Consider the following 24,228-nt stretch of genomic DNA (forward strand, 5'->3'; position numbering starts at 1 on the left):
AGTCACTCATCTTTTGCTTGACACCCATCAACCTACAGGCTAAATTCACAGAAGTCATAGTAAGAAACTAGACTAAAAAAAGCTAGACATTCAAACAAAATGTACGCCCAGCAGACCACACTCTACGTTTCCAGCTACAGCCTAATTGGGCTGCTGCTGCTGCGCGGGCGCGCATAATACTACTTTTTCTTACTAGAAATATTTTGACAGCTATGGATACAAAGACCTTTCATAGTGCGCTGTGATTGTTTCTGCGTCTCTCCTGTATTCTTTCTAAGCCAAAATCAACCGTTTGCTGTACACGGAATGCTCACTGAGGCGTTTCAGGTGTTCACACAGTTCAAGCGGCTATAGTTCAAGCGGCTATAGTTCAAGCGGCTGTCGATGAGACATATTACTCGCAGTCAAAGAATCCTTTCACCTCTCCATTCACCTCATAGTTATTCATGAAAACCTTTACGCTCTCACGCCTTTGCCTGCGACTATCTCAGGGCTGTCAGATTCAACCCTGGCACCCTGACAGCCCTGATCTTATCAATATGCCAAATAGCAAGATGAACATCCAACAATACAAACCACCCCAAGTCATACAGAAACAACAATGTTGAACAATCCCGCCGCTAAATACGCTGCATTTACACCGATTGATTTGCGCGATCGCACCTGGCCAAACCAAACTATCACCACAGCCCCCATCTGGCTCAGCACCGACCTACGCGACGGTAATCAGGCATTGATAGAGCCGATGGACATTGCCCGTAAGCTCCGCCTTTTCCGCACCTTAGTTGATATCGGCTTCAAGGAAATCGAGATCGGCTTTCCTGCTGCCTCTCAAACCGAACTCGATTTCACTCGCCATCTAATCGACCACAACCTGATTCCACCAGATGTCACTATTCAGGTGCTAACGCCTGCTCGCGAACCGCTGATCTGTCAAACCTTTGAGGCTGTACGCGGTGCTCAAAATGTCATTGTTCATGTCTATAACGCTACCGCCCCGGCATTCCGCCAGGTCGTTTTCAACCTAGATAAACCAAGTACTATCCGATTGGCGACTGAAGCCGCTGAACTAATCAAAAGACTAGCGCTTCAACAAACAACAACAAGCTGGCGCTTTCAATATTCTCCTGAAGTTTTCACTTCTACAGAACTGCCCTTCGCTAAAGAAATTTGCAACGCTGTTCTAGATATATGGCAACCGACGGCAGCAGCCAAGGCCATCATCAACCTACCTGCTAGCGTAGAGGTCTCTACGCCTAATGTCTTTGCCGATCAGGTGGAATGGATGCACCGCCACCTGCACCATCGCGAGGCGGTTGTTCTATGCGTTCACACCCATAATGACCGGGGCTGTAGCGTGGCTGCGGCTGAGCTAGGTCAAATGGCAGGCGCACAGCGAGTGGAGGGTTGTTTGTTTGGCAACGGCGAGCGAACCGGCAATGTAGATCTCGTGACGCTAGCGATGAATCTCTATACTCAAGGCATCTCTCCGGGTTTAGATTTCTCTCGTATCGACGACATTGTTCGAGTCGCAGAAGACTGCACTCAGCTACCGGTTCATCCTCGGCATCCCTACGCAGGTGAGCTTGTTTTCACTGCGTTTTCTGGCTCTCATCAGGATGCTATCAAAAAAGGCTTCGCGGCGAGAGATTCTGAAGATATCTGGTCTGTGCCCTATCTGCCAATGGACCCGGCTGATGTGGGCCGCTCTTATGCCTCTGTCGTCCGGGTCAATAGTCAATCGGGCAAAGGCGGCATTGCTTTTTTGCTAGAGCGAGACTACGGCCTTTCTTTGCCTAGAAAGCTGCAAATAGAGTTTAGCCCAGTCGTGCAGCAGGCAATGGACGCCAGCGGTAAGGAAATGACGGCGCGGGCAATTTGGCAAGTTTTTTGTCAGGAATATCTTCAAGCTGCTGGGCCTCTGCAATATCTCTCGCATCGATCGTCTCAGCCGTCAGACCAGCGGGTGAGCATTGTTGCTAATCTCGCTTATCACGGGACTGAGCAGGTCAGTACGGGGCAAGGAGATGGCCCAATTGATGCGTTTGTAAGCGGGCTGAATCAGGTAGAAGCTCTGAGTGACTTGGGGGAGATTGAGGTCTGGCACTATGAGGAGCGATCGCTGAGTAGCGGCAGTCAAGGCGAGGCGATCGCGCTGATTGAAATCGTCACTAAACAAGGCAGCAGCTATGGTATCGGCATTCACAAAAGCATTGTTATCGCTTCGTTCCAGGCAATTATCAGTGCTCTAAATCGCCTGTCCCATCAGAGCGAGCGGTCAAACTCGCGCTGTGTGAGTGCCATAGCTAATCCTTAGTTAAGTTCGACCCACTCACTTAAAAACCACGCTGTCAAAGGGCTACGCTGCTATTGTTCTCGGTATTTTTCTAACAGAACGCCCAGCGCTTCGTAGCCCTCCATACTCATCACTGGCGTTAGCTGGCGGCGATATTTTTCTAGGGTTTGTTGAAAGGATTCTTCTCCTAGTTGACCTTGGAGAACTGAGGCTAGCCCAGCCGCCTGTCGCCACTCTTCTGAGCCAATGCTGTTGAGCAGGTGCATGGCTAGAACGCTGTAGAAGACAGCTTCGTCTGCATGTTTGAGCGCGTGATGAGCCTCAGCAGTGTAAAGCGTGTAGAGCCCCTGAAGATAGATATTGCCAGAGCCTTTGACAGCTTCTGCGCCCTTGGTCAAGATATCGAGGCCGGCTTGCGGGCGATCGCACATCACATAGCCAATACCCAAGCTGTTGTAAGCCAGCGCCTGACTTTGAAAATCGCCCTGTTTAATCGCCAGCTCTAGACCCTGATTGAGGTAGGCGATCGCACTATCATAGACCGCTGTATCTCCGACATCATTCGCCCGCGCTTGCAGCACCTGGGCATAGCCCAGATTCACCAGCGCATTCGCAGATCCTATTTTGTCGCCCCTTTGTCGCGCTAGAATCAACGCTCGCTGAGCGATCGAGACGCCTTGCTCATAGTCTTTTTCTAGCACTGCGTTTCGCGCTAGGTGACACAGATCGGCTGTCTCGCAGACCAAATCTCCCGCTGAGCGGGCAATTTCTAACGCCTGCTCATAGAAAGACTTGGCCTCAGCAGCGCGGCCTAGCATCTGTCTTGAATAGCCCAGCAGCGTCAGAATTCTCGCTTTTTCCTGGGTGCCTTCCACCTGGGTCAGCGGCTCACTGAAATAGTCAAGCGTATCTTGTAAGTAGTCTCCTGAAAAAGAGGCAAACACACCGCCATAAAGTGGAAAATCGTCACGCTGTGAGAATGTCCTAAGAATCTGTAGCATCAGCTGAAAGCAGCCATCGCCCAGCGCCCGATAAGATGAATTGCCGCCGCTAGCAAAGCCTTGAGATAGCCGTCCCCAAATCGCTGCAAAAATAAGAGACGTGCTGTAGGAAAGCTGCTTTCCAGCTTTGGCACTGTAGGGCTGTTTATCAAACCAGACAATCAAACTGCGCTGCAAAAAATGCAGGGTCACGGCTAAATCTACCCAGCTAGCAACATCTACTGCCGTGCGAGTAATGGCATCAACAGGGTCGTTTTGCGCCAGTGTAGTAAACAAAAGCTTTGGCACCCCGGTCGATGCCTTTTGCCACGTTGCCCAGGGGCCACCTTGAGCGCGTTCACCAAAGCCTATAGGCTGACCCGCAGACGTGTAGAGCCAGCTCACCAGCTCTGGCTCTAGGCGTTCGTAGTTCGCCAGACCAGATAGAATGCCCTGTTGCCAAGGGGCCATTTCATCGTCTGAGAAGCTTGTGGCCAATTGCTTAAGCTGCTTTCGATTTAGGTTGTTTGGCTGGTTGGGATCGATCAAGCTCATGAAGATTTCGGGGCGATCGCCGCCGTCTGCCTGACGCAGATGATCAGCAGCGAGCGGAATTGCGATCGCTGCCTGACGATCTTCTTGGCCTTTTTGCCATTCACCTGCAATCGTCTTCAGCGCTCGTAATATGCGCGGCGCTTTAAGCGAACCTTCTAGCTGCGCTTCGATCTCAGTGATGCGAGTGCCTAGCGATCGCTCAAAGATTTCGCCTGTGCCCGTTTCAACCGACGCTTCTAGCTGCGATCGCACCTGCTCTTTTGATCGCACATTTCCCTTTAGCGTCTGCTCCACAATCCCATCAATCAGCGCTAGATACTGCTCTACCAAAGATCCGCTCACTTCAATCTTCCTACCAAAACCGCTTCACCTCAGCTACCTATAGCTTTCGAAGAGTTGCTTGGGACATCCATGTCGGCTAAAACCGTTACAGGGCAGCAGGCAACTCTTCCCACAAAGTAACTTGACTCAATTGTAGACGTCACTTCTAGCGCTACACAGCACTAAATCCAATTAGCCGCACCGTTAGCCCTCCAAGCAGCTACCCAAAATTAGTCGCGCAATCAGTTCTTTTGTACTACTATATATTTGAATTTACTTTTGCTTCGTCTCTAAGACGATCTTCATTGGACCTAGACCCTTCAAGGCTGGCCTAGCTCTCTGCTCAACTTTCTACAGCTCGGAGATTTCCTAACTATGTCTGTTCCAGGTATCAAAGAATTTCGTACTCAGCAGTTTACCAAGGCGCTGCCGCTGCTAATTGAGTCAGCTCAAGCAGGCCATGCCACAGCTCAGTGTATGCTCGGCAATATGTATCAGCTAGGTATTGGCAATGTAGAAGTCAACGAATCTGCCGCTATCTATTGGTACTATCAAGCGGCCCAGCAGGGATACAGTACGGCTACTGGCAATCTGGCTGGCATGGTCTGGGCAATTTCTCCTGAGGCAGCAACGGCGCTACATCAGCTCTCTCAACAGCAGCAGAGCAGAGTAGCGGTTCAGGCGAGCTAGTCGTACCTGAGCTGGCCTTCTTTCAAGGCTGTCTTACTTCAGTGGCAATACTGCATTGTTATCTATAAATCTTTCTTTGCCATCTTCTCCAGTAGCGTTGAACTGTCGGAAATATTCTTGCACTTTGTCCGGCAGTTTGTCGTAGTTAAACCAGGCATCTCCTGCTGCTACCGTCGCCCAGAAATCTCTGATATGAGGGGCATAGTCTTGTGCTTGCTGTGGTGATAGAGAAAGGGGCGGGTCAGTCATTAAGCGTAGGATGAATGGAAAAGAGCGATCGCCCATCCAGTCTTTGGACGTTTGCTGTAACGTGGGCCAGTTGGTCACAGATTCAATCCGTCTGGTTTCTACCGTTAGATGACGCTGACCCTGTTCATTAGTCGAGACAGCCATCAGCCGATATGGGTGGGGATAGCTGACTAGCGAACCTGTGGTGATCGCGTAGAAGTCGCCAGAGCTAGCAATATCTTGCACATGCAGGTGTCCAGTAAAGGCTAATGGCACCTTCGCTGATTGCAGCCTAGAAACTAGCTCTGGCGCATTTTTGATCATGTAGCGCTGACCTAGTTTTGACTTGGCCTGATTGGGCAAATGCTCCAGCACGTTGTGATGAACCATCACCATCACAAACTTGCCGGCTAGCTTGTCTAACTGAGCATCCAGCCATGAGAACTGTTCTTCGTCAATAAATCCCGTGCCAATCTGTTCTCCAGCATTATCAAAAGCGTTAGAATTTAGCCCAATCAAATGAACATCAGGCAAAATTTCCTGGTGATAGTGAAGCTGCTGAGCGTCTGTATAGCCAAACGGTTGATAGATCTTAGGAAAATCAGCCAGCGCAATTCTATCTTTTGTCTGATCATCACCCGGTAAGCTGCCTTCTCTTCTAATGACATCGTGATTACCCGGTACGACATACACCGGAAAAGGCAACTGTGCTAGTCGATTGGCCAACCACTCGTGATTCTCTCTTTCGCCATGCTGTACCAAGTCGCCGGGCAGCAGTAGAAAATCTGGCCGATCGGACACTAGCTGATCTAGAATCTGCTCGAAAGCTGAAATACTGACTTCGACCAAATGGAACCGATGTGGAGCATCCCAAATAGTATGTGGCAAAGCGATATGCAAATCGCTGACAACGGCGAACTTGAAGTTGAGTCTCATAACGGCTTCTTGGGCAGCATTCTATTAGAATGGTAAAGGTATCTGGAGGGGAAAGTCCATGACACCGGCTAGCGACGATAGTCTGGCGCGTATTGAAAGCAAACTTGATATTCTAACGGACGGATTCGGCTTGCTAAGAGCGGATGTCGATGAGCTTAAAACCGATGTGAGCGGACTGAAGACTGATGTGGGTAACCTTAAAACTAACTTTGATAGGTTAGAGACAAACCTCAACTTGTTCGACAGCAAGTTTAGCAACTATCAGCAGGCGACACAGTGGGTTGTTCAATTAGCTTTCACACTAATCGCCAGTGCTACGGTGACTGTGATTATTTCTACCGTACGGTAAGCGCAATCTTTAAGTAAGTGCTATTGGAACTGGCTTAGGTATACGCTTAGTTTGTTGAGCGTGGTAACCCTTTGGAAAAACGACCATAGCAGTCAATCAGCAGCTATATTTCCACAGCTATATTTTCTCCAAAAACATTGCTATCTCTAGTAAATATTGACGGATAGAGCTGTGGGTGTAGTCAGCGTCGAGATCAGGCGGTTGGCCAGGCTGTTGGAAGTAAGGGCGATCGCCCGTGAGCTTAGATTGTGCGATCGCCACCTGTCTAGCAAATTCGTAAAAAATGACTGGTTCATTTAGCAAACTTTCGACGATCTGAGCTAAGGCAACTAAAGGCGTCTCTAACTGGCGGCTAAGTCGAATATCAGCAATGCTCCAGGCAGATAGCTCATTCGCCAGAGTTCCAGAGGGGTCTAGGCTATGAGCAGCAATAAATTGCTTTATTTCATTGGCGGCTTTAAGCGGTCTGGGAATGGCTGATTCGCCCTTCATAAAGCTGCCTCCTTCTCTACCGATTGCTTCAGCTAGAGAGAACCTTCGCTCGTTACGAATCTCTCTTTGTAGATCGTTAGTTAGCAGGTCGTTAGCTGACAGATCGCCAGCTAGTAAATCATCAGCCTGGAGGCTATCAGATTCAAGACTGGCGACGGATACAGGATGGCTTAAAAGCGGAGTGGCTTTCTCTTCTTCAGATGGCCGCGCCAAAACTTGTTTACGTTTAGAGAACTTACGAAAACAGTACTTATCTAGCCACCCTAGAAGAAAAGAAAGCATCGCTAAGATCTAAGAAGCAAGCTGTAGCTCTTCGGTATGCTGAGTAGTAGCGCGATCGTTCAGTCTATAGAAGCTCTGGAGAACAGAAGCATAAGCATCGCCCGCGAGCGTATTCATGTTGTGGTCTGCGCCACGAGCTGTAAAGATCTGCTTAGGACTAGGTGTGGCTGTATAGAGCTGATAGCTAAACACAGCAGGAACGTCAAAGTCCTGGTCACCGTGAACGTAAAGGACAGGCATGGGTAAGTCTTTAACTTTGCTAAGCGAGTCGAATGGCTCGGTCAAGAGAACTTTGATTGGGAAGAACCGATAAATCGCTTTGGCTTCAACAGCGTCTTTCATAGTCGTGAAGCTGCTTTCAACGACAAGGCGATCAATTTCAGGATGATGACTAGCTACGTCAATGGCGACAGCGCCCCCGATGGAATGACCGGACACAACAATGTTTTCAGGCGATATCCCACGCTTAGCAATTAGATAGTTTAAGGCAGCGTCGGCGTCTGCAAAGATATTGGCTTCGTTAGGAGCTGGACCGCTGCTGAGACCATAGCCGCGATAGTCAAAAGCAAGAACAGAGCAGCCTTGGTCATAGTGGAATCGGATGCGATCTGTGTTGTAGCTGATGTTGCCGTAGTTGCCATGACAAAACAGCATAACGCGGCGGCTGTGGGGGTTAGGAAGCCACCAAGCGTGAAGGTATTCGCCCGGCTCCTTACCTACTTTGCCTGTACTATCTTTACTTCCACCAACAGGAATCCAGATGTCTTCGTAGGCTAGTCCAATATCTGCGGGAGTTTTGATGATCTGCGCTAAGGGACGATATATTAGCTTGGTTTGAACGGTGTAGAGAAAGAAACAAACGCCTACATAAGCAACCACAGCGGCACTACCAACCCACAGAGGCGTTGAAAAATCTTTATGCACGACGGCGGCGAGAACAGGACAAGGGAATAGATTCAGGAAGGCAAACATGAGTAACGAGACGCAACCTAGCAAACGTGTGATGTTTCTAGTCTACCCTTGGGCGGTCAGTCAAAAAGGTGCCTGCAGGCACCTTTTTGACTGACCGATTTGAATCTTCAGATAGAGATTAGTCGCGCCTCGAGCTTATTACTTGCGAAGCCATTTGGAGGCGATCGCCCCAATCGCTGCCCCTACTAGCGGGTTGCTTAAAAACTTCAAGATAGCAGGTTGGTCGGCTAGGACCTCTTGGAAGATATCGGGATGGGCAGTGTACGCAAAGGAAGCCAGTTTACCTACGTCATCTGCGTTCATTTTACGAGCGTGGTGAGTGGAGAGCCCAAGCTGCTTTTCTAAATCGCGATCGCTCAGCCCCCTCTCTTTGAAATGCTTAAAGAAGTCGCGAGCAACATCGTCGCGTTCATTGGGCTTGATCTTTTCAATCGCGCTCTTCAGCTCAGGGTCCATCTGGGCTGCAGGAACTCGCTCAGGGTGAAAAGCGCGTCTAAGCAAACCGTGCCGTTCATCGCGTGAAGACCTATCGGCGAAATCATCGAAGCTCTTATACTTCTCACCGAGGGCGTCGTCGCCGTTAGGCTCTAGGATTTCTTTATTGCCATCTGCAAGATCTTTCATGATCTCGCGCTTGTATCTGTCACTAGTAGACATAGGGAATCTCCAAATTAGCGTGGGGCGGTTTGTCAATTGAATATTGGTCGAGAAACTCGCTGATTAGAAATTAATTCTTGCTTTGGCTTTCTAAAACACGATTCTCGAAAGATGCATCTCTTTAACTGCTTTGAACGTTTCTTTCGTGACGTTTTATTCCTTTATGTTTCTTCCTTAAGGAGTGTTGTATTCTACCTGACCTGACTGTGAATCGTAGTCAGCAACTAAGATAGGCGCTTTATCTGGTGCAAAAACGAGTACCTTTAGATCTTTACTTGGAAAGCTTTTGCGAAATCCTTGGAGTAGAGATCTAGAAAGATCCTTGACTTCGTTCGGCTGTACTTCTTTGGTAATGACAACACCAAGCTGATTGTCATCTCTAACATAGGCATCAGAGACTAACCCTTGAGCCGCACTGACAACCCAATCTCCATATTCTTGACCCTTGGCAGAATTACCCCGCTCTAGCTGAGAGTATCCCACTAGAGAACCCGCTGGCGCTTCGGTCGTCGCTGTAGAGCAGGCTGTGGTAGAGACAGTTAGAAGTAGTACGAGTGCGATCGCTGTAATCCAGCGACGGCTGCGTTGAAAGAAAGTCATGATGTTTCCATGTTCCTTTTACCTAAACAATATGTGTATATTCCATCACTAAAATGTGTGAACTGCTTGCCCCTAAAGAAGGAGGTTTCTGTTCCTTTAACAATGCTTAACGAAAGAAATTAAAATAATAGCCATGAGAAGTGCCAGTTATCGCCTGTAGATATGTTCGTGAAGATATGCAGATCTATGAGCATCACTAAGACAAATAAGGTTCAACAATATCAATAAAACTACTTGAGCCCTTGACTATTTAGATACTTTACTCAGTCGAATGGTAGGAGAAGAAGACTTTTATTTTATTGACCGGTTAGAGCGAGAGACAATCCTAGCTTTGATAGTTTGAGCTGACTCAGATAGCGTCCGATAGGCTTGCAAACAACTATCTGCTTCTGCTTTACCTTCTGCTTTACAAGGATACGCAGCGCGCATTTTTCACTCATCTCTACGCAATTAGCAGGTTTTTATCTATAGTGAGTGCAATCAAACGTTAGTTACGACGGCTGCGAGCCGCTAGGGATTGGCAAATGGATTGGCAAAGGCTAGATCGCTGGTTGAAAGGAACTCGGCTGTGGCGACTGCTGCTACTGGGTTTAGCTATATTCGGCCTGTGCGCGCTTCTACCGGGCTGTAGCACCTTAGATCGCCTACGGCTAGAAAACTTTCGAGTTGAGGCTGCCGATGTGCCTCAGCTAGTCAGTCCGGTAGTCGGTGAGCCCAAAACATTTAACTACTTTCTTTCCGATGAAAGCTCTAGCAGTGATGTGTTGGGCTTTATGTACGAGGGATTAGTTACTGTTGATCGCACCACCAGTGAAATCGTCCCAGCGCTAGCAGAGTCTTGGACAATCTCCGAAGACGGTCTTACAATCACTTACGTTTTGAAGGAAAATTTGCAATGGTCAGACGGTGCGCCGCTAACCGTTGACGATGTGGTCTTTACCTACAACGATATCATCCTCAATCCAGAGATTCCGACTGACACGATTGACATCCTACGCATCGGCGCAGAAGGAAAACTGCCAGAGATTACCAAACTGGACGAGCGCCGGGTACAGTTCAAAATTCCTGAACCGTTTGCGCCTTTCCTACGGGTCACTGGCATCGCCATCCTGCCAAAGCACGCGCTCGAAGAATCTGTCAGAACCAAAGATAGCAACGGTCAGCCGCTATATCTATCGACTTGGGGTACGAATACAGATCCCTCTGAAATTGTCTGCAATGGCCCCTATGTGATCAAAGACTTTCTACCCGGTGAGCGCATCGTCTTCAAGCGCAATCCTCACTACTGGCGTCAAGGAGAAGACGGCGAGCCTCAGCCTTTCATCGAAGAGATGGTCTGGCCTGTAGTGAGCTCCCAAGATGCTGAGTTTGTTCGCTTCCGCTCGGGTGAATCCGACATCATGGCGGTAACTCCAGATAATTTCTCTTTGATCAAGCAAGACGAAGAGCAAGGTGGCTATACGGTCTATAACGGTGGCCCTACCACTACTCGCCTGTTTCTTACCTTCAATCTCAACAAAGGCTCTATCGGTGGCGAGCCGGTTGTAGACCCGATCAAATCTAGATGGTTCAACACCCTGGAGTTTCGCCAGGCAGTTGCCTATGCAATCGATCGCGAGACCATGCTCAACAATATTTTCAAGGGCCTAGGCGAGATGCAAAACTCTCAGATTGCGCCGCAAAGCCCCTACTCGGCAGAGCCAAATCTGCCCTCGTATGATTTCAATATTGTGAAAGCAAAAGAGCTACTGCTTTCAGCGGGCTTTAGCTATGAGGGTGATCGGCTGGTCGATGCCGAGGGCAACCGGGTGCGCTTTACCTTGCAGACTAATGTCGGGAACGAGATTCGAGAGGCAGCGGGCGCGCAGATCAAGCAGAATCTGGCTTTGATTGGCATTACAGTAGATTTTCAGCCGATTGACTTCAATAAACTGATTACCCTGATTGGCGACTCTTTGAAGTGGGATGCGATCGTGCTGGGCTTTGGCGCTGGAGAAGAGCCCAACAGCAGTGCCAACCTATGGTTAGCAGACGGTGGCCTTCATTTCTTTAATCAGCAGCCACAAGATCGGCCACCGCTGCCGGGCCGAGAGGTCTACCCCTGGGAGCAACAGATCAGCGATCTGTACGTTCAGGCGGCTCAAGAGCTAGATGAAGCCGAACGCAAGGCGCTCTATACCGAGACTCAAGAGCTGGTTCAGGAAAACTTGCCCTTTATTCATCTAGTTGGCCAGTATTCGATGAGCGCTGTGCGTGACAAGATCGAGAACGTCAAGTACACAGCACTAGGTGGAACGCTATGGAATATCTATGAGCTCAAGATCACCCAAAACTAGAGAGTGTTTTACGCCAAAACCTTACAGAACGTTAAGCCCGGTTCTTAAAGTTTGCTATGGTTGCCGGCAGAGTGTCGGGGATATCCGGCATAATCACTCTAGATAAGAACTATGCTGACTGGCGTGTATGGATCAGATTGAGCAAGCGTATAGAGCTTTAGAACTGGAGCCAGAGAAGTCTACTTCTATTCGAGAAGTGAACCAGGCATATAAAGATCTAGTGTTTATTTGGCATCCTGACCGGATTCCAAGCGATCGCCAGCGTCTGCGCGAAAAGGCTGAAGCTAAGCTCAAGCAGCTCAATGAAGCACGGGCCATGATGCGATCGCAAGCCAAAAACGGCAGAGTTCCCGCCGCCACCCAAGCCAAAACCAAACAGCCATACGCGCGCACTTCATCCACTCAAACCACCAAGCGTAGAGAAACTCGCTCCTACAGCAGCTACCGCCCCGGTGACGACTCCACTTATCGCCCTCAGAACCGTACTGCTAGCGCGACTGCCAGCCAAAGTGCCAGCCAAAGTGCCAGTCAAAGTGCCAGTCAAAGTGCCAGTCAAAGTGCCAGTCGAGCTGGCGGCTACCGCCCCCCCTATGAAGCCTATCGTCGTGCTGCCGCTGCCAATAGTACTGACTTTGCAGGCCAATATGGAGCAACCTATCGCGCCAGGTATCCTAGCAGCGCTTGGCCTAGACCAGGCACTAATGGCAGCGGAAACGGTAGTCGAACAGATAGCGATAGAACCGCTAGAGAAAAAGCTGCTAGAGAAAAGGTGATTGCTGAGCGCAAAGCGCGAGAGCAGGCTGCTAGAGAAAAGGCAACCGCAGAGAGAAGAGTTCGTGAAAGAGCCGCTAGAGAAAAGGTGATTGCTGAACGTAAAGCGCGCGAACAGGCTGCTCATGAGAAAGCAGCCAAGGATAAAGCTAACAGTGAGGCCGCTGCTAAGAAAAGCTCTATGTCTACCACCACTTCAAGCTCGCCTACGCAGACCAAACGTGCCTCCGACCTTAGCGACATAGATATGAGCGGGGCCAACCTCAAAGAAAAAGACTTCTCAGGTCGGAACCTCAGCGGTGCCAATCTCAGCGGCGCAGATCTCAGCGACACCTTCATGCACAAAGTCAACCTCAACCGCGCTAACCTCCGCAAAGCTCGGCTTTTTCGTGCCAACCTGCTTCAGGCAGATCTTAGCCACGCGGATCTTAGCGGTGCGGATCTGATCGGCGCGGACCTCAGCGGCGCCGATCTCAGCGGCGCGGATCTTAGCGGTGCAAAAGTAGGCTACGGCGATAAGATAATGGTGAAGCTACTAGGCGCTAGGCTGACTGGCACTATCATGCCCAACGGTCGCATTCACGAATAAGCAATTTTTTCAACAGCTCTTTGTCTATTCTCAGCCCTATTCACAGTTGGTTCGCGCAGCAAAGCTGGAAACCGATCACCTTTCAAGCAGAGACCTGGAAAAACTATCTAGCCGGCAACAGCGGCATCATTCAGGTACCTACAGGTTCAGGCAAGACCTATGGCGCAGTCATGGGGCCGATTGCCCAGATGGTTGACAACAGCTCTGCTAGTGGTGCTTCTGCTGGGCTACAGCTACTGTATATCACCCCTTTACGCGCCCTGTCGCGCGATATTGAAATCTCTATCCGTCGTCCCATAGAAGAGATGGGCTGGCCAATCACAGTAGAGTCGCGAACGGGTGATACCAAAGCTTCGATCAAAAGTCGGCAGATCAAAAAAATGCCAAACATTTTGATCACAACGCCAGAGTCACTAGCAGTTCTTTTATCCTACCAACACTCAGCCAAGCGATTTGGCAGCTTACGCTGCGTCATTCTAGACGAATGGCACGAGCTGATGAGTTCCAAGCGAGGAACCCAAACAGAGCTATGTTTGTCTCGGTTGCGACAGCTAAACCCGACCGTCCAAACCTGGGCAATCTCAGCGACATTAGGAAACTTGCAAGAGGCAGCCGAGGCAGCAACAGGCGTCGGCTCGAATCCTGTGATCATTCGCTCGAAGCTCAAAAGAGAGACCGTGATCAAAAGCGTATTACCCACCTCTGTAGATAGCTTTCCTTGGGCAGGTCACTTAGGTCTGCGAATGTTTGAGGAGCTAGTAGAGGCGCTAGATATCAATCGATCTACGCTGATCTTTGTGAACACTAGATCGCAAGCTGAAAGATGGTTCCAAGCGCTGACCTACGCCCTGCCCGACTACGAACATCAAATTGCGCTGCACCACGGCTCTATTGACTTCGACACGCGCCTGGCTATAGAGGCCGGGATCAAATCAGGCGCTATCAAATGGGTTGTCTGCACCTCTTCTCTTGATTTAGGGGTGGACTTTCAGCCAGTAGAGCGAGTTGTTCAAATCGGCAGTGCCAAGAACTTAGCTAGACTGCTTCAGCGAGCCGGGCGCTCTGCCCATTTACCAGGCGGAACTTCAGAAGTATTCTTTCTACCCACTAACGCGCTAGAGCTGCTAGAAATCTCTGCCTTTCGCCGGGGGCTAGACGCCGGGCAGATAGAATCGCGACACCCGCTAAACAAACCATACGATGTGTTGATTCAGCACTTAGTCACCTTGGCCTGTGGGGACGGATTCTCTCCCCAAAAGACTCTAGAGAGCATACAAAAAACAGTCTCCTATCAGCCTCTAAGCGCAGCAGAGTTTGACTGGATAGTGAATTTCATAGAGCATGGAGGCAAGTGCCTGCAAGCCTATCCTCGCTATAAAAAGATTGTTTTAGAAGCGGGCGTATACAAGATTGCAGATGGTCGAATTGCTCGTATGCACAAGATGAGTATTGGCACGATTACAGGCAATCAGCAGGTCAAGATTGCCTACGCAAGAGGCGGCCCGATTGGCCGGGTAGAAGAGAATTTTGTCTCTCGGCTAAAAAAAGGAGATGTGTTCTTTTTTGCTGGGCGTCAGCTCGAATACTTTCAAATGAAAGATATGACGCTATACGTCAAGAATGCGAAGAAAAAGTCTAGCGTAGTGCCGGTCTGGAGCGGTGGATATCTAGCGATTTCAGACCAGCTCAGTCGGTATATTCGAGAAGAGATCACTCAAGCAAAAGCCGGAAATGTCAGCGCTGAAGTAGAGTGCATTATGCCTATTTTAGCTACCCAGGATCGGATTTCTCATTTGCCAGAAATCAATCAGTTTTTGGTCGAATGCTGCCGCACCAGGGAAGGCCAGCACCTCTACGTCTATCCCTTTGAGGGACGAAATGTGCATGAAGGACTAGGTTTTCTGTGGGCCTACCGATTCTCTCAGATGCAAAGAGCAACGTTTACTGTCTCCGTAAACGACTACGGATTTGAGATTTTAGCCCCCAAAGACTATCCGTTTGAGGCTCTGTTTTCGGCAGACTTCTTCTCGACTAGAGACCTATACGAAGAGATCAAAGAGAGCCTGAACATCTCTGAGCTGACCCAACGCCGATTTAGAGGTATTTCGCAGGTGGCAGGGCTGGTGTTCAAAGGATATCCAGGATCGAAGAAAACGGCGAATCAGGTACAGATTAGCTCATCGTTGATATATGAGGTGTTTAGCAAATATGAGCCTGATAATCTGCTGCTGATTCAGGCGGAAAGAGAAGTCATAGAAGAACAAATGGAAGCGCCAAGGTTAGCAGCGGCACTCAAGAGAATGCAGGCTTTAGAATTACGTTGGATGAGCGTGCAGCGACCTTCTCCGTTTGGATTTCCGCTGCTGGTGGAAAGGCTAAGCTCTAGATTGACGAATGAGAGTCTGCGCGATCGCATTACCCGACTCAAAGCCCAATGGGATAGGTAGGCGGTTTTGATGTTGGGCCGTACCCGCTAGAGTAGATAAGCGGTATGAATGAGTGAGCAGATGGCGAACGTAGCGGACGTATTGATAATTGGATCGGGGCCAGCGGGGCTGTTTTTATCAGCCGTGCTAGCACAGCAAAACCTGAGCGTGAAAGGGCTTAGCCCAGTTGATCCAGCAGCGCCCTGGCCCAACACCTATGGGATATGGGCGGATGAACTAGAAACGCTAGGAATGAGCGAATTCCTAGAACATCGCTGGCGAGACGCCATAGCGTATATGGGCGAGAAAAAAATTCCGCTCAAAAGAGACTACGGGCTAATCGATCGAGAAAAGCTGCAAGGGCACTGGCTACAGCAGGGCAGTCAATATGGTGTCAGCTGGCATCGAGGGAAGGCAGTAGCCGTTACCCATAGCGCCAAGCTTTCGGAAGTAACAGATGAGAACGGCAAGACTTACTTAGCTAGGCTGGTAGTTGATACTAGCGGACATAATCCTGCTTTGATTAGGCGCATGCCTGCGCTCAAGCCTGTTGCCTATCAAGCTGCGTATGGCATTGTCGGACGGTTCTCTGCGCCACCAGTTGAGCCAGAACAGATGGTGCTGATGGACTATCGAGACGATTTTCTACCTGCATCCGAAAAACAACTGCCGCCCACTTTTTTGTATGCAATGGACTTGGGCAACGATGTTTATTTTGTTGAGGAAACCTCTTTGGCTCACGTGCCGGGGCTTTCTATGGAAACATTAGAGCAGCGACTGCATCGGCGGCTAGCCCACAGGGGAGTGAGAATAACAGAAACACACCACGTAGAGCGCTGTTTGTTTCCGATGAATATGCCACTGCCAGATCTGACACAGGCAGTAGTAGGCTTTGGTGGATCGGCCAGTATGGTGCATCCGGCAACAGGCTATATGCAAGGAGCGATGCTCAGACGGGGACCCGATCTAGCGCAGGCGATCGCCCAAACGCTCAGCGATCCTAGCGCTACTCCATCTGAGATTGCTCAAGCCGCCTGGCAGCAGCTTTGGCCAGAAGATAGATTGCGTAAACATTATCTCTATGCGTTTGGCTTAGAAAATCTCATGACATTCAATACCGTAGAGATACAGCAGTTTTTCACCACTTTCTTTGGGCTAGAGCGATCGCAGTGGGCAGGCTTTCTCGCTGATACGTCCACCTTGCCAGAAATCGTCCAGGCCATGCTGGTACTGTTTGGCAGAACATCTAATCCGGTGAGATGGGGCCTGTTTAGCTCTGTCTTTAGCCACGGCAATCTATTACGCCGAACCATCACCGCCTAGTGAGATGAAGACTAGTGAAATAAAAACGCCTAGTGAAATGAAGACTCCGCAATGATGAAAACTCTGCGATCAAACGAGATCCAAATTGGCGATCTGCAACTGCGGTTGTTAGACGATAAGGCGCTATATCTGCCTGACAAACAGGCTTTACTCGTATCCGATGTTCATCTGGGTAAAGCAGAAGCATTCCAGTCTATGGGAATCCCCATTGCTAGTCGGATGAACGAAGAGAATCTAGACAGGCTGCGATCGCTTTGCGATCAAACCAACCCTAAGTATCTGTTTGTTTTAGGAGATCTGTTCCATTCCAAGCACTCTCTTGTCACAGATGTGCTAGCAGACTGGGATACTTTCCTTAGACAACTCAAAGCAGACGTCACTTTGATTGTTGGCAATCACGATCGAAACCTGGTCTCAGCGCTGCCACCGCTACCGATGGACTGTCAGCTAGAAGCTGTCAGGCTAGGGCCGTTTTTGCTCAGTCACGAACCAGCCGTCAATCATGCCGCCGAACTGAACATCTGCGGCCACATTCACCCCGTTGTAAAACTGCGATCGCCCACTGACAGCCTGCGGCTTCCCTGCTTCTTCTTAGAACATGACCAAAAGCGCCTGACACTACCATCCTTTGGTGAATTTACCGGCGGATATGAAGTTACCTTAGGTGGAAATACCTGCGCCTATGTTGCCTGTGAAGGAGATGCGATCTCTTTCACTAAGGCCGGGCCTAGAAGTACAGGAAACAGCCCGGTTTGAATGGGTTTTAGTATTACCCAATACATTCAATCTTTATACAAAAAATTAATAAAGTTTTTGTAAAGCTAACTTCTGTATACAGATCCTCGCAGTGCGACTTGTTATCCTTCTAGTCATTGAAAGCTAGAAATCTATTGTCTGGAGTTTAACGAAAATACCTCTCTCTTTTTATGCACGCCGTTAAATTTTATGCACATCGTTAAACATGTTCAAGCAGCGCCATTGCACCGAAAGATTGGGCAGTAAATCCGAAGAGATAAGTGTTTTTCCTTCGGATATGTTTTCTTCAAATACATTGGTTTCTTCAAATACATTGGAGTGAATATATTGGATGTACTGTTTTACATCCAGCGATGAACTTACCAAGAACTCACCGACCTAGAACTCACCGAGTTGTGCTGTCTAGCTCTTATATTCCTGAATAACCTACCTGAATAGTCCACCTGAATAACAGACTAAAGGCGCAGTAATTACCATCCAGAAAACAGTGCGTATCTCACGTTTGCAGGTTATCCTCGTAGCTGTGTAACGTCATACCATGTCACCGAACACATATCACCAAACATTTGGTCATCAAGCATTTTGAGCATTCATCAGAAGTCGTTTACAAAAGCCCCAATATCGGAGTAAGCATACCATGATGGAATCATATTCCGAGAAGAAGCCAGCGCTCTCTATTGTTATCCCCGTACACAACGGAGGAGAAAGCTTTAGAAAATCTCTAATCAGCATTAGCAAATGGCGAGCCGACGCTGAAGTTATTATTGTCGCGGATGGTGAATCTGACGGCAGTTGGAAGCTCGTCGAGGAGTATGGATTTAAGCTGATCCTGCTACCAGAATGTGGTGGGCCAGCTAGAGCTAGAAACATTGGCGCAAGGGCTGCTTCTGCTGACCTTTTATTCTTCACCGACGCCGATGTAGAGATCCATCCGGTAACCGTACCTAGAATTATCTATGCCTTCCAAGAATCTTCTGAGCTGACTGCTCTGATTGGTTCTTACGATGACTCGCCTGGCGCAGAAAACTTTTTGTCGCAGTACAAAAATCTGTTTCATCACTACACCCACCAAACTTCTTCCGAAGCAGCCTCTACCTTCTGGGGTGCATGTGGAGCTATCAGAAAAGATGTCTTTTTATCTTTAGGAGGCTTTACAGAAAGCTATCAAAAGCCGTGTATCGAAGATATTGAGTTAGGATATCGTCTGCGGCAGGCGGGGCATCAAATTACGCTGTGCAAGCATGTCCAAGTCAAGCATCTAAAGCGATGGACGCCTTTCACATTGCTAAGAGCAGAGGTCTTCTACCGAGCCCTACCCTGGATAGCGCTTCTGCTCAAGATTCGTCAGGATCAGCCACAGCAGTATCAACGGTTTGCTAGCGACTTAAACTTACAGTGGTCTAGTCGGCTTAGTGTGGTGCTAATCGCTGGCCTTTGTCTGTCCATCCTCTTTTCTATGCAGTGGCCATTTTTGATAGGGACCGCAGTTCTCTCTGCGCTCCTGCTCTTAACGCTCAACTGGTCTGTCTATCGCTTCTTCTATCGGAAAAGGGGCTTCTGGTTTGCATTAGGCGTCGTGCCTTGGCACTGGCTCTACTACTTCTACAGTGGGCTAGCCTTCATTATTGGCGTAGGCCGACACAATTTAACTCGCCGTCGTTCTGCTAGGCAAATGAGCCCAACATAAAGCCACTCCTAAAGCCCCACGCACCTAAAACCATAACTGAAGCTTTAGAAGCGCGGGAGCATAGGGACAAAGGGGCGTAGGGATGTAGATGCATAGGAACGTAAGCGCGCGGATGAGGAGAACAGAATAGAAGAAAAAATCATCGATTTTACTTCGTTTAGTTCTAGCTCACTGGTTTTTTATCTTGTTAGTTTTGAGGAATATATCAATGGTCGACACAGTAGTAATGGGCGCAGGTCCCGCCGGGTTGACAGCAGCCTATGAGCTAGCAAAGCATGGCAAATCTTCTGTTGTCTTAGAGCAAGCTGACAAAGTTGGTGGTATTTCTCGAACAGAAACCTACAAAGGCTATCGATTTGACATTGGCGGGCACCGTTTTTTCACCAAGGTAGGTGAAGTTCAAGAGATTTGGAAAGAAATCTTAGAGGACGAATTCATTCAGGTGCCTCGCCTTTCTCGGATTTACTACCGGGGAAAGTTCTTCGACTACCCGCTCTCAATTTCTAGTACGCTGACGAATTTAGGCGCAATCGACAGCAGCATGATTATTCTTAGCTACCTAAAGTCTAAAATCAACGGCAAGCTAAACCCTAGACCAGAGGCTGAAAATCTAGAAGACTGGGTAATCGAAAGATTTGGCGATCGCTTATATAGAACCTTCTTCAAGTCCTACACAGAGAAAGTTTGGGGAATACCCTGTAACAAGATTCAAGCAGAGTGGGCGGCTCAGAGAATTAAAGGTCTTTCTTTGAAAAAAGCAGTCATTAATGCAGCGTTTGGTAGTAACGATACTAAAACGTTGATTAAAGAATTTGACTATCCTATCTATGGGCCTGGCATGATGTGGGAACGCTGCCAGGAGATTCTAGAAAGCAAGGGGTCGCCTGTTTATATGGAAACGCGCGTAACCAAAGTTAAGCACGACGGCAAAAACGTCACTAGCGTCACGGTTCAAAAGGATGGCGAGTCCGTTGAGCTGACAGGTGAGAGCTATATTTCTAGCATTCCAATCACTGCTTTGGCCCGAAAAATGGAGCCAGCGCCGCCCGAACCTGTTTTGAAAGCGGCTAATGGACTAAAATACCGCGACTTTTTGATTGTGCCTTTGGTGATTGATCTTGAAGACATTTTTCCTGACAACTGGATATATATTCACAGTCCCCTTTTCAAGGTAGGGCGAATTCAAAACTTCAAGAACTGGAGCATGGCAATGGTTCCAGACACCAGTAAAACCTGCGTTGGTATGGAGTACTTCTGCAGCGAAGGTGACAGTTTGTGGGAGATGTCTGATGAAGCACTGATCAAGCAAGCGGGTGAAGAGATCGTAGGGCTGGGCCTGGTTCCTGATATAAAGTACGTACAAGATGGAACCGTGATTCGACAGAAAAAAGCATACCCTGTCTACGATGGGGAGTATCGCCAGCACTTGAACGTCATTCAAAAGTACTTAGAACAGTTTGAGAACCTGCAGACTGTCGGACGCAACGGCATGCACAGATACAATAATCAGGATCATTCCATGCTGACGGGTCTGCTGGCGGCGAAGAATATCCTGGGTGAAAAGCACGATTTATGGAATGTCAATGTAGAACGCTCTTACCACGAAGAGTTTACAAAAGAGCAGTGGCAAGAAGCTAAAATTCCTCAAGAGGCCGTCGAAGAAGCCTATGCGAGTCCAGCCGCTAGGTAGGCAGGTAGGCAGGCAGGCAGGTAGGGAGCCAAGCCGCTAGCTGTAGCAAACAGGAAACGATAACAAGAGCATACTCTGACAATCTAAGCTAAGGGGCGGGTACCTTAGCTACAGTTCTCCATCAATACGGCAAACTGTGTGGATAGTACTGCTCTTCTGATAGTTTTCTTCTTAGGCGCTGCAGTCGGTAGCTTCTTGAATGTAGTCGTCTACCGTCTGCCGGCAGGACTATCTTTACTATATCCACCGTCTCGCTGTCCAAAGTGTGAGAAGCGTCTGAAGCCTTACGACAATGTGCCAATCTTTGGCTGGCTTTGGCTGCTAGGTCGGTGTCGCAGTTGCAAGCTGCCGATTGCCGCTCGATATCCGCTGGTGGAGTTTGTGACAGGATGCTTATTTGTCTCAGTGTTTGCCCGCTTTGGCATCACCTGGCAGACGCCTTGCTACTGGATATTTATCTGTTGGCTACTGACACTGGCACTGATCGATTTGGATACGATGACCCTACCCAATAGTCTGACCGCGTCTGGACTAGTCATGGGCTGGGCATTTCAAGGCTGGATGAGCTACTTAACGTCGCCGTCTTTGCTTTCAGGGGCAAGCGGTGCGTTGATGGCTTTTTTCGCCAGTATCTTTGGGCTGTGGCTGTTTGATTTCGTGGGTATTGCGGGTAGCCGAGCGTTTGGTAAAGCCGCTATGGGCGGCGGAGATTCTAAGCTAGCGGCAATGATGGCGGCTTGGTTAGGCTGGTCGGGACTGCTGTTAGCGACGTTCTTAGCCGCAACGATGGGCTCAATCATCGGCGGCGGCGCACTAGCACTCGGCGTATTAGGACCCAAACAGCACATTCCGTTTGGACCCTATCTGGCATTAGGCGCTGTACTGGTGCTCTTTTACGGTCAGCAGCTCATAGATGCGTACCTATCAATCTTCTTTCCCCTAGGACTATAGGCATCTGTCATTTGATCGAAGGGCATCAACAACAGAATGCCCCCTACCCTAGTAGGATAGAAGTAAGTATTGGCCTCACTTACCTTTTGTCTTGAGGCGTACCTTAAGCAAAGTGGATGAGTGGAAAAATGTCGCTGTTTGACTGGTTTGCCAACCGAAAAAAAACGGGTTTGATTAGTCCAGACCACAGGGAAAGGGAGATTGCTGATGGGCTTTGGACGAAGTGTGAGCGCTGCGATGTACTCACATACACCAAGGACCTCAAAGCTAACCAACAGGTATGTCCAGAGTGCGGACATCACCATCGGGTGTTTAGCGTTGAACGAATTGAGCAGCTAATAGATGAGGATAGCTGGTTGCCAATAGACACTCAGCTTTCACCTGAAGATCCGCTGCGGTTTCGCGATCGCAAAGCCTATGCAGACCGTATCCGCGATACCCAAGCCAAGACCAAGCTAATTGACGGGGTTCAAACAGGGGTGGGGAAAATCCTAGGAGAATCCGTAGCACTAGGCGTCATGGACTTTCGGTTCATGGGCGGCAGTATGGGCTCAGTCGTGGGTGAAAAGCTCACTCGGCTGATCGAACGCGGCACGGCAGATCGCTTACCAGTGATGATAGTCTGCGCTTCTGGAGGTGCCAGAATGCAAGAAGGCATGCTGAGTTTGATGCAGATGGCGAAGATTTCAGCGGCGTTAGAGCGTCACCGCTCTGCTCGCTTGCTATACATTCCTATCCTTACGCATCCGACAACGGGTGGTGTAACCGCTAGCTTTGCCATGCTAGGCGATATCATTCTAGCTGAACCAGAGGCCACGATTGGCTTTGCTGGACGCCGCGTAGTAGAGCAAACCGTCCGTGAAAAGCTACCAGAGAACTTCCAAACGGCTGAGTATCTGCTACATCATGGTTTCGTCGACAAAATCGTGCCGCGCCCTCAGCTCAAACAAACGCTAGCTCAGCTAATTCGACTACATGCTCCTGTAAAGGGGAAGGTTCCTGTTGTGGCTAAGCAGATGGAAGTAGTGCTAGAAGGTGCCGATTAGATTTGTCACCTGTGACTTGTTATCTGCTTTGAGCGCTCGTCTGGTCTCATTTCAATGGGATTTTGACGCAGTTTTAACGCAGTTTCAGCCCTTGACCATCGCTCTCTCGTCCTATTCGTGGCATGATAGAGAGATAATTTGATTCAAACCATGATTGGATCACTGCTGTGTTGCGTGGCTGAAAAGCGAGCATTAAAAATGAAAAAATTATTCCAAAAATGCGCCTGGTTGATGGCGGCGTTTGTCTTTGTGGCGACTGGCCTGTTTGGCGTCGGACCTTGGGTAGAGGGGGCGATCGCAGCTGAACTGGACGCGAATCTTCGAACTATTCCTCTCAATGAAGCAGGTGATACGGTCACCCTTTCGCTAGAAGAATTTACCCGAGGGCAACAAAAATTCAACAACGCCTGTGCGATCTGTCATCTAGGAGGTATCACCAAAACCAACCCTAACGTTGGCCTAGACAGCGAGTCTTTGGCAGGGGCCTATCCCGATCGAAATAATTTGGAGGGGCTAATAGACTACCTACACAACCCCACAACTTATGACGGTCTCACCGAGATCTCCGAACTACACCCTAGTACTAAGAGTAGTGACATCTACCCCAAGATGCGTAGTCTAACAGAAGACGATCTCAGAGCAATCTCTGGTCACATTCTGCTGATGCCAAAGATTCGCGGCGATCAGTGGGGCGCAGGTAAGACTAAGTCTTTGTAAGTCATGCTTGTTGGGTTAAGTCTGATCGAGTTAGCTCTAGCTGAAAACTAATAGCAAAGACCCTAGATTACGAAAAAGCGTATACGAAAAAGCGTAGAGGAAGCATTCGCCTCTACGCTTTTTTGCTTTTTGTCCACGGTTCCCTGACCTACAACCTGCAAATACAGATACAGCGAATCGACTGGATAAAAAGCAGCCAATACAAAAGGTATCTAGCGCACTTTTCGATCTTCAAAAAACTTCTCAGTCTTCAGATAAAGCCGCCTATTGGGTCGGGGTACATCTACGCTGAATGTATAGCTGTAAGAAGATCTGTGCAGCCGAGGGTTCTAGGGTGTCTAAGGCGGTAACAATATCTGGAATAGAATCGGCTAGCGGGTCGCTAACCTCATTCACCCACTGATTTACGGTGGATCGGGCTACGCCCATAGTGACAGCTAGCCTATTTTGACTGATGCCGTACTGTTGAAGAACACACTTTAGTGCCTTGCCTGCCCTACCCATTTTTTATGTCTCGCGAGTGATGGTTCGAAAATAGCCTTTGGCGATGCGTCAAACTACAACGCCGCTTTATATAA

At 48.9% G+C, this 24,228-nt stretch carries 20 protein-coding genes; 13 read left to right on the top strand and 7 right to left on the bottom strand.

Annotation, left to right across the window (positions count from 1 at the left end; all coding sequences use genetic code 11):
* The first annotated feature begins 601 nt into the window (after positions 1-601).
* Positions 602-2,317 carry a 2-isopropylmalate synthase gene (gene leuA, locus IQ256_RS13770; RefSeq protein ID WP_193856116.1) on the top strand — a complete coding sequence of 572 codons (1,716 nt, stop codon included), beginning with the start codon at positions 602-604 and terminating at the stop codon, positions 2,315-2,317.
* Between the two features lie 50 nt (positions 2,318-2,367).
* Here the strand turns inward: leuA and IQ256_RS13775 are convergent, their stop codons facing one another.
* On the bottom strand, positions 2,368-4,173 hold the full coding sequence (locus IQ256_RS13775) for a tetratricopeptide repeat protein (protein WP_193856117.1): 1,806 nt from the start codon (positions 4,171-4,173) through the stop codon (positions 2,368-2,370).
* Between the two features lie 354 nt (positions 4,174-4,527).
* On the opposite strand from IQ256_RS13775, the gene IQ256_RS13780 reads away from it, so the two are divergent.
* Positions 4,528-4,842 carry a tetratricopeptide repeat protein gene (locus IQ256_RS13780; RefSeq protein ID WP_193856118.1) on the top strand — a complete coding sequence of 105 codons (315 nt, stop codon included), beginning with the start codon at positions 4,528-4,530 and terminating at the stop codon, positions 4,840-4,842.
* A 33-nt stretch (positions 4,843-4,875) separates the two neighbouring features.
* Here IQ256_RS13780 and IQ256_RS13785 read toward each other — a convergent pair whose 3' ends face one another.
* On the bottom strand, positions 4,876-6,006 hold the full coding sequence (locus IQ256_RS13785; RefSeq protein ID WP_193856119.1) for a metallophosphoesterase: 1,131 nt from the start codon (positions 6,004-6,006) through the stop codon (positions 4,876-4,878).
* A gap of 58 nt (positions 6,007-6,064) precedes the next feature.
* Here IQ256_RS13785 and IQ256_RS13790 point away from each other — a divergent pair, with 58 nt between their 5' ends.
* Positions 6,065-6,355 (top strand): hypothetical protein, encoded by a 291-nt coding sequence (locus IQ256_RS13790; RefSeq protein ID WP_193856120.1) that lies wholly within the window; start codon positions 6,065-6,067, stop codon positions 6,353-6,355.
* Positions 6,356-6,472: 117 nt separating this feature from the next.
* Here the strand turns inward: IQ256_RS13790 and IQ256_RS13795 are convergent, their stop codons facing one another.
* The 4 genes from IQ256_RS13795 to IQ256_RS13810 all read right to left on the bottom strand — a co-directional run bounded on the left by IQ256_RS13795 (position 6,473) and on the right by IQ256_RS13810 (position 9,358).
* Positions 6,473-7,129, bottom strand: a complete 657-nt coding sequence (locus tag IQ256_RS13795) for a hypothetical protein (protein ID WP_228024864.1) — start codon at positions 7,127-7,129, stop codon at positions 6,473-6,475.
* Between the two features lie 9 nt (positions 7,130-7,138).
* A complete protein-coding gene (locus tag IQ256_RS13800) occupies positions 7,139-8,101 on the bottom strand; it encodes an alpha/beta hydrolase (protein ID WP_193856121.1) in 963 nt (320 codons plus the stop codon).
* Between the two features lie 138 nt (positions 8,102-8,239).
* The gene (locus IQ256_RS13805; protein WP_193856122.1) at positions 8,240-8,758 is read right to left on the bottom strand and encodes a hypothetical protein; all 519 of its coding nucleotides are present in this window, start codon (positions 8,756-8,758) and stop codon (positions 8,240-8,242) included.
* Positions 8,759-8,932: 174 nt separating this feature from the next.
* Positions 8,933-9,358 carry a hypothetical protein gene (locus tag IQ256_RS13810; RefSeq protein ID WP_193856123.1) on the bottom strand — a complete coding sequence of 142 codons (426 nt, stop codon included), beginning with the start codon at positions 9,356-9,358 and terminating at the stop codon, positions 8,933-8,935.
* A 524-nt stretch (positions 9,359-9,882) separates the two neighbouring features.
* Between IQ256_RS13810 and IQ256_RS13815 the strand changes: the two genes are divergently transcribed.
* The 10 genes from IQ256_RS13815 (at position 9,883) to psbV (ending at position 23,650) form a co-directional block, all read left to right on the top strand.
* Positions 9,883-11,694 carry an ABC transporter substrate-binding protein gene (locus IQ256_RS13815; protein ID WP_193856124.1) on the top strand — a complete coding sequence of 604 codons (1,812 nt, stop codon included), beginning with the start codon at positions 9,883-9,885 and terminating at the stop codon, positions 11,692-11,694.
* 127 nt (positions 11,695-11,821) lie between these two features.
* Positions 11,822-13,054, top strand: a complete 1,233-nt coding sequence (locus tag IQ256_RS29655; RefSeq protein ID WP_228024865.1) for a pentapeptide repeat-containing protein — start codon at positions 11,822-11,824, stop codon at positions 13,052-13,054.
* A gap of 20 nt (positions 13,055-13,074) precedes the next feature.
* Positions 13,075-15,501: a ligase-associated DNA damage response DEXH box helicase gene (locus IQ256_RS13825; protein ID WP_193856125.1), complete on the top strand. Its 2,427-nt coding sequence runs from the start codon at positions 13,075-13,077 to the stop codon at positions 15,499-15,501.
* Positions 15,502-15,549: 48 nt separating this feature from the next.
* Positions 15,550-16,803: a lycopene beta cyclase gene (gene crtL / locus IQ256_RS13830; protein WP_228024866.1), complete on the top strand. Its 1,254-nt coding sequence runs from the start codon at positions 15,550-15,552 to the stop codon at positions 16,801-16,803.
* 51 nt (positions 16,804-16,854) lie between these two features.
* The gene (gene pdeM / locus IQ256_RS13835; RefSeq protein WP_228024867.1) at positions 16,855-17,559 is read left to right on the top strand and encodes a ligase-associated DNA damage response endonuclease PdeM; all 705 of its coding nucleotides are present in this window, start codon (positions 16,855-16,857) and stop codon (positions 17,557-17,559) included.
* A 637-nt stretch (positions 17,560-18,196) separates the two neighbouring features.
* The gene (locus IQ256_RS13840; protein ID WP_193856126.1) at positions 18,197-19,246 is read left to right on the top strand and encodes a glycosyltransferase family 2 protein; all 1,050 of its coding nucleotides are present in this window, start codon (positions 18,197-18,199) and stop codon (positions 19,244-19,246) included.
* A 208-nt stretch (positions 19,247-19,454) separates the two neighbouring features.
* Entirely contained in the window at positions 19,455-20,936 is a 1,482-nt protein-coding gene (locus IQ256_RS13845) for an NAD(P)/FAD-dependent oxidoreductase (RefSeq protein ID WP_193856127.1), read from the top strand.
* A gap of 138 nt (positions 20,937-21,074) precedes the next feature.
* Positions 21,075-21,887 (top strand): A24 family peptidase, encoded by an 813-nt coding sequence (locus IQ256_RS13850; protein ID WP_193856128.1) that lies wholly within the window; start codon positions 21,075-21,077, stop codon positions 21,885-21,887.
* Between the two features lie 128 nt (positions 21,888-22,015).
* A complete protein-coding gene (gene accD, locus IQ256_RS13855; RefSeq protein WP_193856139.1) occupies positions 22,016-22,933 on the top strand; it encodes an acetyl-CoA carboxylase, carboxyltransferase subunit beta in 918 nt (305 codons plus the stop codon).
* A gap of 198 nt (positions 22,934-23,131) precedes the next feature.
* Positions 23,132-23,650: a photosystem II cytochrome c-550 gene (gene psbV / locus IQ256_RS13860; RefSeq protein WP_193856129.1), complete on the top strand. Its 519-nt coding sequence runs from the start codon at positions 23,132-23,134 to the stop codon at positions 23,648-23,650.
* 264 nt (positions 23,651-23,914) lie between these two features.
* Here the strand turns inward: psbV and IQ256_RS13865 are convergent, their stop codons facing one another.
* The gene (locus IQ256_RS13865; protein WP_193856130.1) at positions 23,915-24,154 is read right to left on the bottom strand and encodes a helix-turn-helix transcriptional regulator; all 240 of its coding nucleotides are present in this window, start codon (positions 24,152-24,154) and stop codon (positions 23,915-23,917) included.
* Positions 24,155-24,228 lie beyond the last annotated feature (74 nt).

This window comes from cf. Phormidesmis sp. LEGE 11477 (assembly GCF_015207105.1).
GTDB lineage: Bacteria > Cyanobacteriota > Cyanobacteriia > Phormidesmidales > Phormidesmidaceae > Phormidesmis.

Bases quoted from the DNA above. Each gene is read 5' to 3' on its own strand.
- IQ256_RS13780 (WP_193856118.1), top strand. From the start codon at position 4,528: ATGTCTGTTCCAGGTATCAAAGAATTTCGTACTCAGCAGTTTACCAAG.
- pdeM (WP_228024867.1), top strand. From the start codon at position 16,855: ATGATGAAAACTCTGCGATCAAACGAGATCCAAATTGGCGATCTGCAA.
- crtL (WP_228024866.1), top strand. From the start codon at position 15,550: ATGAGTGAGCAGATGGCGAACGTAGCGGACGTATTGATAATTGGATCG.
- IQ256_RS13865 (WP_193856130.1), bottom strand. From the start codon at position 24,154: ATGGGTAGGGCAGGCAAGGCACTAAAGTGTGTTCTTCAACAGTACGGC.
- IQ256_RS13785 (WP_193856119.1), bottom strand. From the start codon at position 6,006: ATGAGACTCAACTTCAAGTTCGCCGTTGTCAGCGATTTGCATATCGCT.
- leuA (WP_193856116.1), top strand. From the start codon at position 602: ATGTTGAACAATCCCGCCGCTAAATACGCTGCATTTACACCGATTGAT.
- IQ256_RS13800 (WP_193856121.1), bottom strand. From the start codon at position 8,101: ATGTTTGCCTTCCTGAATCTATTCCCTTGTCCTGTTCTCGCCGCCGTC.
- IQ256_RS13840 (WP_193856126.1), top strand. From the start codon at position 18,197: ATGATGGAATCATATTCCGAGAAGAAGCCAGCGCTCTCTATTGTTATC.
- IQ256_RS13795 (WP_228024864.1), bottom strand. From the start codon at position 7,129: ATGCTTTCTTTTCTTCTAGGGTGGCTAGATAAGTACTGTTTTCGTAAG.
- IQ256_RS13845 (WP_193856127.1), top strand. From the start codon at position 19,455: ATGGTCGACACAGTAGTAATGGGCGCAGGTCCCGCCGGGTTGACAGCA.
- IQ256_RS13790 (WP_193856120.1), top strand. From the start codon at position 6,065: ATGACACCGGCTAGCGACGATAGTCTGGCGCGTATTGAAAGCAAACTT.
- IQ256_RS13815 (WP_193856124.1), top strand. From the start codon at position 9,883: ATGGATTGGCAAAGGCTAGATCGCTGGTTGAAAGGAACTCGGCTGTGG.
- IQ256_RS13805 (WP_193856122.1), bottom strand. From the start codon at position 8,758: ATGTCTACTAGTGACAGATACAAGCGCGAGATCATGAAAGATCTTGCA.
- IQ256_RS29655 (WP_228024865.1), top strand. From the start codon at position 11,822: ATGGATCAGATTGAGCAAGCGTATAGAGCTTTAGAACTGGAGCCAGAG.
- IQ256_RS13810 (WP_193856123.1), bottom strand. From the start codon at position 9,358: ATGACTTTCTTTCAACGCAGCCGTCGCTGGATTACAGCGATCGCACTC.
- accD (WP_193856139.1), top strand. From the start codon at position 22,016: ATGTCGCTGTTTGACTGGTTTGCCAACCGAAAAAAAACGGGTTTGATT.
- psbV (WP_193856129.1), top strand. From the start codon at position 23,132: ATGAAAAAATTATTCCAAAAATGCGCCTGGTTGATGGCGGCGTTTGTC.